The 11,171-nt window shown below is 66.6% G+C and carries 13 protein-coding genes; 8 read left to right on the top strand and 5 right to left on the bottom strand.

All coding sequences use genetic code 11. The annotated features are described in order from the left end of the window. Positions 1–32 precede the first annotated feature (32 nt). Positions 33–1,451 (bottom strand): tRNA (N6-isopentenyl adenosine(37)-C2)-methylthiotransferase MiaB, encoded by a 1,419-nt coding sequence (gene miaB, locus QMX83_RS16760; protein ID WP_282297773.1) that lies wholly within the window; start codon positions 1,449–1,451, stop codon positions 33–35. 114 nt (positions 1,452–1,565) lie between these two features. Here miaB and QMX83_RS16755 point away from each other — a divergent pair, with 114 nt between their 5' ends. The 6 genes from QMX83_RS16755 to QMX83_RS16730 all read left to right on the top strand — a co-directional run bounded on the left by QMX83_RS16755 (position 1,566) and on the right by QMX83_RS16730 (position 6,582). Further along, a complete protein-coding gene (locus QMX83_RS16755; RefSeq protein WP_282297772.1) occupies positions 1,566–2,507 on the top strand; it encodes a lytic transglycosylase domain-containing protein in 942 nt (313 codons plus the stop codon). 150 nt (positions 2,508–2,657) lie between these two features. Beyond that, positions 2,658–3,278 (top strand): ubiquinol-cytochrome c reductase iron-sulfur subunit, encoded by a 621-nt coding sequence (gene petA / locus QMX83_RS16750; RefSeq protein WP_282297771.1) that lies wholly within the window; start codon positions 2,658–2,660, stop codon positions 3,276–3,278. Positions 3,279–3,280: 2 nt separating this feature from the next. After that, positions 3,281–4,543: a cytochrome bc complex cytochrome b subunit gene (locus QMX83_RS16745; RefSeq protein ID WP_282297770.1), complete on the top strand. Its 1,263-nt coding sequence runs from the start codon at positions 3,281–3,283 to the stop codon at positions 4,541–4,543. Next, on the top strand, positions 4,536–5,282 hold the full coding sequence (locus QMX83_RS16740; protein WP_282297769.1) for a cytochrome c1: 747 nt from the start codon (positions 4,536–4,538) through the stop codon (positions 5,280–5,282). Before QMX83_RS16745 ends, QMX83_RS16740 begins: the two co-directional genes overlap by 8 nt. 136 nt (positions 5,283–5,418) lie before the next feature. Further along, positions 5,419–6,054, top strand: coding sequence for a glutathione S-transferase N-terminal domain-containing protein (locus QMX83_RS16735; RefSeq protein ID WP_282297768.1), 636 nt, complete (start codon positions 5,419–5,421; stop codon positions 6,052–6,054). A gap of 78 nt (positions 6,055–6,132) precedes the next feature. Further along, on the top strand, positions 6,133–6,582 hold the full coding sequence (locus tag QMX83_RS16730) for a ClpXP protease specificity-enhancing factor (protein ID WP_282297767.1): 450 nt from the start codon (positions 6,133–6,135) through the stop codon (positions 6,580–6,582). Between the two features lie 28 nt (positions 6,583–6,610). Here the strand turns inward: QMX83_RS16730 and QMX83_RS16725 are convergent, their stop codons facing one another. The 4 genes from QMX83_RS16725 to QMX83_RS16710 form a co-directional block, all read right to left on the bottom strand. Beyond that, complete coding sequence (locus QMX83_RS16725; RefSeq protein WP_282297766.1) at positions 6,611–6,967, bottom strand: DUF3301 domain-containing protein; 357 nt, start codon at positions 6,965–6,967, stop codon at positions 6,611–6,613. Positions 6,968–7,098: 131 nt separating this feature from the next. Further along, entirely contained in the window at positions 7,099–8,169 is a 1,071-nt protein-coding gene (locus QMX83_RS16720) for a DUF2272 domain-containing protein (RefSeq protein ID WP_282297765.1), read from the bottom strand. A 125-nt stretch (positions 8,170–8,294) separates the two neighbouring features. Then, positions 8,295–9,149 carry a carboxylating nicotinate-nucleotide diphosphorylase gene (gene nadC / locus QMX83_RS16715; RefSeq protein ID WP_282297764.1) on the bottom strand — a complete coding sequence of 285 codons (855 nt, stop codon included), beginning with the start codon at positions 9,147–9,149 and terminating at the stop codon, positions 8,295–8,297. Continuing rightward, a complete protein-coding gene (locus QMX83_RS16710) occupies positions 9,146–9,415 on the bottom strand; it encodes a Trm112 family protein (protein WP_282297763.1) in 270 nt (89 codons plus the stop codon). Before QMX83_RS16710 ends, nadC begins: the two co-directional genes overlap by 4 nt. Before the next feature lie 59 nt (positions 9,416–9,474). On the opposite strand from QMX83_RS16710, the gene purE reads away from it, so the two are divergent. Together purE and QMX83_RS16700 are read left to right on the top strand one after the other, a co-directional pair. Continuing rightward, entirely contained in the window at positions 9,475–9,978 is a 504-nt protein-coding gene (gene purE / locus QMX83_RS16705) for a 5-(carboxyamino)imidazole ribonucleotide mutase (protein WP_282297762.1), read from the top strand. Next, entirely contained in the window at positions 9,975–11,120 is a 1,146-nt protein-coding gene (locus tag QMX83_RS16700) for a 5-(carboxyamino)imidazole ribonucleotide synthase (RefSeq protein WP_282297761.1), read from the top strand. The genes purE and QMX83_RS16700 overlap by 4 nt, the downstream gene beginning before the upstream one ends. The last annotated feature ends 51 nt before the right edge of the window (positions 11,121–11,171 follow it).

The raw sequence follows: 11,171 nt of genomic DNA, 5'->3' as shown, positions 1-11,171 counted from the left end.
GTGCCGACCAACGGTCGGCACCCACCGGATGGTCACGCGACCACCAACCGCCCACGCAATGAATTGCTGTACGCCTCGGTGATCTCCACATCCACCAGCTGGCCCACCAGCCGCATCTGCCCGGGGAAGTTCACCGAACGCATGTTCTCGGTCTTGCCGGTCAGCTCATTCGCGTCCTTGCGCGACGGGCCTTCCACCAGCACCGTCTGCACAGTACCGACCATGGCCTGGGAAATGGCCGCCGCCTGCTCGTTGATCTTCGCCTGCAGCCGGGCCAGTCGGGCGTGCTTTTCGGCGTCGGTGATCGTGTCCTGCAGGTCGGCCGCCGGGGTGCCGGGGCGGCGCGAGTAGATGAAGGAGAAGCTCTGGTCAAAGCCGACGTCCTCGATCAGCTTCATGGTCTTCTCGAAATCGGCCTCGGTTTCGCCCGGGAAGCCAACGATGAAGTCCGAACTGATCGAGATGTCCGGGCGCACCGCGCGCAGCTTGCGGATCTTTGCCTTGAACTCCAGCGCGGTGTAGCCACGCTTCATCGCCGATAGCACGCGGTCGCTGCCGGCCTGCACCGGCAGGTGCAGGAAATTGGCCAGCTGCGGCACGTCGCGATAGGCGTCCACCAGCGAGTCGCTGAACTCCAGCGGGTGCGAGGTGGTGAAACGGATGCGGTCCACGCCATCGATCTCGGCAATGGTGCGGATCAGCAGGCCGAGGTCGGCCAGCTCACCGTCGCCATACGGACCACGGTAGGCGTTGACGTTCTGGCCGAGCAGGTTGATTTCGCGCACGCCCTGGGCGGCCAGCTGCGCCACTTCCACCACCACGTCCTCGAACGGGCGGCTGACCTCGGTGCCGCGGGTGTAGGGCACCACGCAGAACGAGCAGTACTTGGAGCAGCCTTCCATGATCGAGACGAAGGCCGAGCCACCTTCGGCGCGTGGCTCGGGCAGGCGGTCGAACTTCTCGATTTCCGGGAAGCTGATGTCCACCTGGGACTTGCCCGATTCACGGCGCTGGCGGATCAGCTCCGGCAGTCGGTGCAGGGTCTGCGGGCCGAACACCAGGTCCACATGCGGGGCGCGCTTGATGATCGCTTCGCCTTCCTGCGAGGCCACGCAGCCACCGACGCCGATGATCACGCCGCGGCCGTTGTTCTTCAGCGCCTTCCAGTAGCCGAGCTGGCTGAAGACCTTTTCCTGCGCCTTCTCGCGGATGGAGCAGGTGTTCATCAGCAGGACGTCGGCCTCGGCCGGGTCGTCGGTCAGCTCCAGCCCTTCCTCGGCGGCCAGCACGTCGGCCATCTTGGTCGAGTCGTACTCGTTCATCTGGCAGCCGTGGGTCTTGATGTACAGCTTGCCGCGCACCGGGCCGCTCACCTGCGGGCGGGAGCCGGGCAGGGGAATGAGGTCGGGGCGGGCGACGGGTTCGGAGGGTGAAGCTGGCGTCCCGGTCATGGCGCTTATTCCAGTCGGGTGGGCGGGCAGGGTAGCCGCGCATTCTACCCCGTACTGCCACGCGGGGCGTGGCACTACTTGTTAATGGGGCGCGAAACGGGGACACTCCGCCCCATGAAGGGGATTGTGGGGACAATCGCTGCGTTGACCTTGACTGCGCTGACCGCCCTGCCGGCCAGTGCGGGCACGCTGTACAAGTGCGTGGGCGAAGACGGCATTCCCAGCTATGTGAGCAAGCGGGTGCCGAAAGCGACCTGCAGCGTGGTCAGCAACTACCGGCCCGATCGCAGCGCGCCCAAGCGCTACGTCCCGCCGCCGTCCCCGCCGGCCGCCCCCGCGCCTGCCCCGGTAGCGGCGACCCCGGCCCAGGCCGATGGGGCCGCTGCCAGCACGGCGGTTGCCGCCACGGCTGAGCCCGCCGCCACCGTCCTGACTGCGCCCGCGGCCCCGGCCAAGCGCAGCAGCAAGCCGGGCCGCGTGGTCGCCGGCCAGGTCTACTCCTATATGAAGGACGGGGTCCGCCACTACACCAGCAGCCGGCCGTCGCAGGTGGCCAGCCTGGGCCAGGTGCGCACCATCCGCTACAGCTATATCGAGCGCTGCTACGCCTGTGGGGCCAATCCCGGGGTGAACTTCGGCTCGGTGCGGCTCAACACCACCGCCTTCCAGGCCGAGATCGCCGCCGCCGCCCGCGAGTTCGGGGTCGAAGAGGCGATCGTGCGGGCCGTGATCCATGCCGAATCGGCCTACAACCCCACCGCGATCAGCCGCGCCGGCGCGCAGGGGCTGATGCAGCTGATGCCGCCCACCGCGCGCCGCTTCGGGGTCACCGACTCCTATGACGCAGCGCAGAACATCCGCGGTGGCGTGCAGTACCTGGCGTGGCTGCTCAAGCGCTTCAACGGCAACCTGACCCTGGCCGCCGCGGGCTACAACGCCGGCGAAGGCGCGGTCGACCGCCACGGCGGCGTGCCGCCGTACAGCGAGACGCAGTACTACGTGAAGCGCGTCGCGCTTCTGGCCGACCGCTATCGCGGTGCGGCATCGCAGCAGTAACCCCATCGTCGTCCCGGCGCTACCGACTTCGGATTCTTTCCGTTGTGTCGCCGAGTCAGGTTCCGCTATAGTCGGTTTCGATTCACGTGGACTGGCCCCCACCGGTCTGCTGGCAGCCTCAAGCTACCTAAATCAATATCGGAGTGCCGGATGGCCAACGATGGGGTAAACGATCCAGTCAACACTGGACGTCGACGATTTCTTTCAGCCACCACGGCGGTGGTGGGTGCAGTCGGCGTCGGGTTCGCAGCGGTACCGTTCATCAAGTCCTGGAATCCCAGCGCCCGTGCCCAGTTGGCCGGTGCACCGGTGATCGCCGACATCAGCGCATTGCAGGAAGGCCAGCGGCTGGTCCTGGAGTGGCGTGGTCAGCCGATCTGGATCGTCAAGCGCTCCAAGGCCATCCTGGAGGCGTTGCACGGTCTGGACGGGCGTCTGAAAGACCCCGAGTCCGGCGAAAAAGACCAGCAGCCCGAGTACGTGCTGAAGGAAAATCCCGAATTCCGTTCGATCAAGTCCGAGATCTCGGTCCTGGTCGGGCTGTGCACCCATCTGGGCTGCTCGCCGGAAATGGTCGCCGAGATCCGACCCGAGCCCTACGACCCGGAATGGAAGGGCGGTTACTTCTGCCCCTGCCACAAGTCGCGCTTCGACATGTCCGGCCGCGTCTTCAAGGACGTGCCGGCACCGATCAATCTGCTGGTGCCTCCGCACCACTACCAGGACGACAATACGCTCGTCATTGGCGTTGACCCGCAGGGGGCGGCTTGAGCATGGCCAACATCCTTTCCCGTACCGCCACCGGCGTGGCCGACTGGGTCAATGAGCGCGCCCCCGGCCTGATGCCGATGTACCGCAAGCATGTCAGCGAGTACTACGCGCCGAAGAACTTCAACATCTGGTACTACTTCGGTTCGCTGGCGCTGCTGATCCTGGTCAACCAGATCCTGACCGGCATCTTCCTGACCATGCATTACAAGACCAGCGCCGCCGAGGCCTTCACCTCGGTGGAACTGACGATCATGCGTGACGTCGACTGGGGCTGGCTGATCCGCTACATGCACTCCACCGGGGCCTCGCTGTTCTTCATCGTGGTCTACCTGCACATGTTCCGCGGCCTGCTGTACGGCAGCTACAAGAAGCCGCGCGAGCTGGTGTGGATCCTCGGCATGCTGATCTACCTGGTGCTGATGGCCGAAGCCTTCATGGGCTATGTGCTGCCCTGGGGCCAGATGTCGTTCTGGGGCGCGAAGGTGATCATCTCGCTGTTCGGAGCAATCCCGGTAATCGGCAACGGGCTGACCGAATGGATCATGGGCGATTACCTGCCCAGCGACGCCACGGTCAACCGCTTCTTCGCCCTGCACGTGATCGCGCTGCCGCTGGTGCTGCTGTTGCTGGTGGTGCTGCACATCGGTGCGCTGCACGAGGTGGGTTCGAACAATCCCGACGGCGTGGAGATCAAGAAGGGGCCCAAGGGCAACCGCTGGTCGCCCACCGCGCCGGCCGATGGCATTCCCTTCCACCCGTACTACACGCTCAAGGATGCAGTGGGGGCAGGGTTCCTGCTGGTCATCGCCGCGTTCATCATCTTCTTCGCGCCCGGCTTCGGCGGCCTGTTCCTGGAACACGACAACTTCACCGAGGCCAACCGGCTGGTGACGCCTGAGCACATCAAACCGGTGTGGTACTACACGCCGTACTACGCGATGTTGCGGGTGGTGCCGAACAAACTCGGCGGTGTGCTGGTGATGTTCTCGGCCATCGCGATCCTGTTCCTGGTGCCGTGGCTGGACAAGGCCAAGGTCAAGTCGGTGCGCTACCGTGGCTGGATCTCCAAGGTCATGCTGGGCGTGCTGGCGGTGTGCTTCGTCTGGCTGGGCGTGATCGGGTCGGGTCCGGGCACCGATGTGCACGAAACCTACATCGGCCGCGTCCTCACCTTCCTCTACTTCGCCTTCTTCATCACCATGCCGATATGGACCAAGCTGGACAGGACCAAACCGGTACCGGACCGGGTGACCCTGCATGACTAAGCATTGGATTGTGCGGCTGGCCTGCGCGGCCACGCTGATGCTGGCCAGCGCCGTGGCCGGTGCTGCCGAGGGCGGCAAGACCCTGCAGGCCGGCAATGACCTGGGCGACCGCGCGTCGCTGCAGCGCGGCGCGCAGTTGTACATGAACTACTGCTCCGGCTGCCACGCGCTGAAATACCTGCGTTATTCGCGCATGGCGACGGACCTGGGGCTGACCGAAGAAGAGGTGATGAACAACCTCAACTTCACCGGCGCGGCGATCGGCGAAACGGTGGGCGTGACCCTGCCCAAGGCCGAGGCCGAGAAGTGGTTCGGCAAGATGCCGCCGGACCTCACCCTGATCTCGCGGGTGCGGGGCAGCGACTGGATATACACCTACCTCAAGTCGTTCTATCTGGACCCGAGCCGCCCGCTGGGCTGGAACAATGCGCTGTTCCCCAACGCCTCCATGCCCAACCCGCTGTGGGAGATGCAGGGGCTGCAGCACGCGGTGCACGGCAAGCCGGAGGCACCCGGTGCCGAAGCGCCGGTGACCGGGCTGACAATTGCGCAGCCGGGCAACATGGACGCGGGTCAGTACGACCAGGCCGTGCGGGATATCACCAATTTTCTGGAATACGCAGGCGAACCGGCGGCACTCAAGCGCCAGCAGCTGGGCGTCTGGGTGATTCTGTTCCTGGCGTTCCTGACCTTCCTGCTGTATCTGCTCAAGAAGGAATACTGGAAGGACGTGCACTGAGCTTCACACGTCCATCAACCCTTTGACCTATTGGCTTTTGTGATGGGGGGTTGCACACTCGGGACCTGTGACGACTGTCGGCAATGGGCCGGCAGCGCCGATACGGCCGACGGATTCGGTCGTTGGAGAGCCTTTGATGGCGGCGAGCGTACGCATGCGGAATACCCTGACGCTGTTTTCCTCGAACGACGATGTCCTGTGCCACCGGGTACGCCTGGTGCTGGCCGCCAAAGGCGTAACTTACGATTTCGTGCCGGTGGACCCGCAGAATCCGCCGGAGGATCTGATCGACCTCAACCCGTACCACTCGGTGCCCACGCTGGTGGAGCGCGAGCTGGTGCTGTATGCGGCCTCGGTGGTCAGCGAGTATCTGGATGAGCGCTACCCGCACCCGCCGCTGATGCCGGTCGATCCGCTCTCCCGCGCCCGCATCCGTCTGGCCATGCTGCGGATCGAACACGACTGGGTACCGCAGGTGCAGGCGATCCAGCTCGGCAACAAGACCCAGGCCGAGGCCGGCCGCAAACGCCTGAAGGAACTGCTGACCAGTTCGGTGCCGCTGTTCAAGGCGAGTAAATTCTTCCTGAACCCGGAAATGAGCCTGGCCGATTGCGCCATGGCTCCGATCATCTGGCGGCTGCAGTCGCTGGACGTCGCGCTGCCCAAGGATGGCAAGGCCATCGAGGACTACGGCAACCGCATCTTCCGTCACCCCGGCTTCATCCGCAGCCTGACCGACCAGGAAAAGAAGCTGCGCGAGTTACCGGTGTGACCGCAGCACCGGTCCTGCGCGTACACTGGTAGCCGGTATTCACGCTGATAATCAGCCGGGCATGGCCCGGCGCACCCCATGACTGAAGATACATTCCGCATGACCAGCCACCGCCCGTACCTGCTGCGGGCGCTGGTGCAATGGATCAACGACAACCAGCTCACCCCGCATATCCTGGTCGACGCCGGCATGCCGGGCGTGCAGGTGCCGCCCAGCGCGATCAAGGACGGCCGGGTCGTACTGAACATCGCCGACCGTGCCGTGATGGGGCTGGAGATCGACAACACCTCGGTCAACTTCGCGGCGCGCTTCTCCGGCGTGAGCCATCCGGTGCAGGTGCCGATTTCGGCCGTGCTGGCCGTCTACGCCCGCGAAACCGGGCAGGGCATGGCACTGCCAGACGACATCCCGGGCCATGAGCCCAGCCTGGACGAAGACGAGACGCCGACCGATGACACGCCGACGCCGGACGACACCCCGCCCAAGCCGCCAGCAGGCGGACGCCCGCATCTGCGCGTGGTGAAATGAAAAACGCCGGGCTCTGCCCGGCGTTTTTTTATGCGTCCTCTGCGCCGCGTGTATCCGGTGACTGCCGGATCTCGCTGATCCGCGCCGCAGAAGGGCCCACGAACGCGACCAGCTGATCGCCACGCAGCACCATGCGTCCGGTGTGGCGATCAATCCCATCGTGCGAGTACTCAAAGCGGTAGGTGCGCTCCCAGCCCAGCCAGCCATTGTCCTTGCGGCATACGCGGATGCTGCTGGCGTGCACGGCCTGGTCCAGCCACTGCACATCGGCGGCGCGGCAGGCGTTGCGCCCCAGCTCAATCGCTCGTTCGGCGGCTGCCCGCGAGGAGTTCCAGAAGGCGTAGACAAACGCGCCGGCAATCATCAACAGGATCAAGCTGGGCATCTGGGACTCGGTAGAAGCGGGTCAGGAATGACCAACATGGCGACAACTGCCGCCCACTTCAAGCGATGTAGAGCCTCGCCCTGCGTGGCTGCACTTCGTTCTGGCACCGCGAAGCCACGTAGGACGTGGCTCTACGGCGACGTGCGCGGCGGCGGACTGGCAGGCGATTGCGGCGGCTGCGGCCGCGGCGGAACCACGCGCGGGAACGTCGGCTTCTGCGCCGGCGGGGTTGCCGGCACGCCAGGTTGGGCGGGTGCCGCTGGCGCCGGTGGCGGCGGGGTCGTCGGCGCGGGCACTGGCGTGTAGCTGGGGGTGACGCCCATGGGCGAGGACGCCACCAGCTTCAGCAGGGCGGCCCAGTCCTGGCGATTGAAGTTGCACTCGTCTTCGCGGCCGGGCGTACAGCCGATGTCATAGGGATCGTAGGGGCGGGGCGGCGGTAACTGGATGCGGCCGTTACGATCCAGCGGCAGCTTGCGCATCGCCACCGTGTTCATGACATTGCCGCCGATCAGGTACAGGGTGTGGTCGCCGCCCATGTTGGCCGCGACCACCACCTCGCAATGCGATTTCCAGTTCTCCACCTTGCCCCCGCTGAGCTGCTGCACCAGCCCCGCGTAGCTCAGCGTTTCGTCGCGGTCGCGCAGGTAGCACAGCAGGTCGCCGGGGGCGGGCTTTCCCTGCGCCGGGTCGGTCATCTGGTACGGTCCGCTGTTCTCGTACGCCGCGCGGATGTAATCGATGTGGCGCGGAGAGCGGGTGAAGCCCGGCACGCCTGCGCGGCTCATCACCCAGGAGATGAAGGCCGCCGACCACGGGTTGTCGATGATGAAGGCACGGCAGTCGCTGTCGGTGTAGCGCGTACCGAAGGGTTGCATGCAACTGGTCGCGCCGGGTTGGCTGCCCATCGGGCCCAGCGTGCCGCTGTCGCGCCAGTAGGCAACCACGCGCTGCCACGCCGGCATGCCATCGTCCGCAAGGTACAGGCGCTCGGCCTCGCTGACGCCGAGGTTGGCGGCCCGTCCTTCGCCATCGATGAAGGGGCGGTACCAAAGCCGGTGCTCATTGCATGCGGTGCGCACGATGCTTACCGCCAGCGGGCTCAGCCCGTAGCGCGGCGGGATGTCACAGACTTCGGCGGCCGCTGCGGTAAGCGGTGCAGCGGCGAATAGCAGGCAGGCGGGCAACAGCATCCGGCGCATGCGCGTTCTCCGGTGGGGGTAGGGAGAGCGTCGCAGACGAGCGCTGGGCAATTCGTGAAGGCCGCACGACCAACGGTCGTGCGCTACCTATATGGTAGGTGCCAACCGTTGGTCGGCACGGCATGTCAGCCCGGCGGATCGCCCAGCTTCAACGACAGATCAATCGCCTGCACGTGCTTGGTCAACCCGCCAATCGAAATGCAGTCCACGCCGTCCTCGGCAATCGCCCGCAATCCAGCCAGGTCCACGCTGCCAGACACTTCCAGCGGAATACGCCCGGCAGCGATCTTCACCGCCTCGCGTCGCATCTGCGCATCGAAATCGTCGATCAGTATCCGGTCGCACCCAACTGCCAGCGCTTCGCGCAGCTGGTCCAGGTCCTCGACCTCGACCACCAGCGGCAGCTGCGGCCATTGCGCCCGCGCGGCGTGCACCGCGCCGGTCAGCGAGCCGGCGGCGCGGATGTGGTTTTCCTTCAGCATCACCGTGTCGAACAGGCCCAGCCGATGGTTGTCGCCGCCGCCGCAGCGCACTGCGTACTTCTGCGCCACGCGCAGGCCGGGCAGGGTCTTGCGGGTATCCAGGATGCGCGTACCGGTGCCGGCCACGGCCGCCACATGGCGGGCCGTAGTGGTGGCGGTGCCAGACAGCGTCTGCAGGAAGTTGAGCGAGGTGCGCTCGGCGCTGACCAAGCTGCGGTTGCGCCCCTGCAGCGTGGCCAGCACGGTGCCGGCCTTGACCGCGTCACCTTCGGCCACGCGCCAGTCGATCCGCACTTCCGGGTCGAGCGCCCGGTGGGTGGCGTCGAACCACGGACGACCGGCAATCACCGCATCCTGCTTGCAGAGCAGGTAGGCGCGGTCAGGGCGGTCCGGCAGCAGGGCGGCGGTGACGTCGCCGCTGCCGATGTCCTCGGCCAGGGCGCGGGCGACGTCCGCCTCGACCTGTGCGGCCGCAGGCGGCAGCAGGGCAGGGCTCATTGCGCGGGGAAGTCGGCGATCTGGGCGGTGGCGATGGCTTCTTCGGCCAGCAGCACCGGAATGCCGTCGTCGACCCGGAACACCTGCTTGCCGTCGCGGGTCAGCAGGGCTTCGCGCAGCGGCTGGGTCTGGGCGCTGCCGTCGGCCTTGGTCACGGTGCCCGCGCCGATGGCCTGGTTCAAGGCGTCCAGGCCCTTGCCAGTGAGCAGGGACAGGGGCTGGCGGTGGTCCGGCGACACCAGCAGGTCAAGCAGCTTGCGATCCATGGGTTCTTCGTCTTGCGTGGAAGACGGCTAGAATACGTCTTTAAGGCAGGTGACGGCCAATGACCCTCAACCAATCCGCGCCGCTCGTCGGCATCATCATGGGCTCCCGTTCCGACTGGGAAACCATGCAGCACGCTGCACAGAAGCTCGATGCACTGGGCGTTCCGTATGAAGTGAAGGTGGTTTCGGCGCATCGCACCCCCGATGTGCTGTTCACCTACGCCGAACAGGCCGGCAGCCGTGGCCTGCGCGCCATCATCGCCGGGGCCGGCGGGGCGGCGCACCTGCCGGGCATGGTCGCGGCCAAGACCGCCGTGCCGGTGCTGGGCGTGCCGGTGCAGTCCAAGGCCCTCAACGGCATGGACTCGCTGCTGTCGATCGTGCAGATGCCGGCCGGCATTCCGGTGGCCACCTTCGCCATCGGCAACGCGGGTGCCTCCAACGCCGCGCTGTTCGCCGCGGCGCTGCTGGCCCCGGAGCAGCCGGCCATCGGCCAGGCGCTGGAAGCCTTCCGCTCCCGCCAGACCGAAGACGTCATGGCCCACGACGACCCGCGCCAATGACCCGTACCGTAGGCATTCTGGGCGGCGGCCAGCTCGCCCGCATGATGGTGCTGGCCGGCGCGCCGCAGGGCCTGCGCTTTGAATTGTTCGATCCCGCGGCCGACGCCTGTGCCGGCCAGCTGGCTCCGCTGCAGGTAGCCGCGTTCGACGACGAAGCCGCGCTGGCGGCGTTCGCCGCCAAGGTCGACGTGGTCACCTTCGATTTCGAGAACGTGCCGGCGCACAGCGCCCGTTTCCTGGCCGAACGCGTGCCGGTGTACCCGAATCCGGATGCACTGGCCGTGGCCCAGGACCGCCTGAGCGAAAAGACCCTGTTCCGCGAGCTGGGCATTCCGCTGCCGCCGTTCGCCGACATCCGCAGCCGCGACGAACTCGCCGCACGTGTGGGTGAGTTCGGTCTGCCGTGCATCCTCAAGACGCGCCGCTTGGGCTACGACGGCAAGGGTCAGTTCCGTCTTCGCAGCGAAGCCGACATCGACGCGGCCTGGAGTGCACTCGGTACCCAGGTCGAGCGCACCGGCCTGATCCTGGAAGGCTTCGTGGCGTTTGATCGCGAGGTCAGCGTGGTGGCCGTGCGCGGCCGCGACGGCGAGTTCCGCGCCTGGCCGGTCACCGGCAACTGGCATGTCGTCGGCGTGCTGTCGGTCAGCCTGGCTCCGGCCGTGCTGAGCCCGGAGCAGCAGGCCGCCGCCATCGGCTACGCCCGCACCCTGGCCGAGCGTCTGGATTACGTGGGCGTGTTCGCGCTGGAGCTGTTCTGCCGCGGCAACGAACTGCTGGCCAATGAAATGGCCCCGCGCGTGCACAACTCCGGGCACTGGACCATCGAGGGCAGCGAAACCTCCCAGTTCGAGAACCATCTGCGCGCCGTGCTCGGCCTGCCGCTGGGCGACACCCGCATGCTCGGCCATGCCTGCATGCTCAACTGGATCGGTGCGATGCCTGACGCGAACGCCGTGCTGGCCCAGCCGGGCGGGCATTGGCACGACTACGGCAAGCAGCCGCGCGACGGCCGCAAGGTCGGTCATGCGACGCTGCGCGGGGATGATGCCGCGCAGCTGGCAGCTGATCTCGAAGCCGTCGGAACGCAGCTGGAGCGTGCCGAACAAGTGGCTCCGGCGATCAAAACCCTGCTGGGGTAACGGTAGCGCCGGCCGTTGGCCGGCCCAGGCGATGCGTGAGCCGGCCAACGG

It is taken from the genome of Stenotrophomonas sp. PS02289, assembly GCF_029960115.1.
Lineage (GTDB): Bacteria > Pseudomonadota > Gammaproteobacteria > Xanthomonadales > Xanthomonadaceae > Stenotrophomonas.
This window is presented reverse-complemented; position numbering and strand designations above follow the sequence as displayed.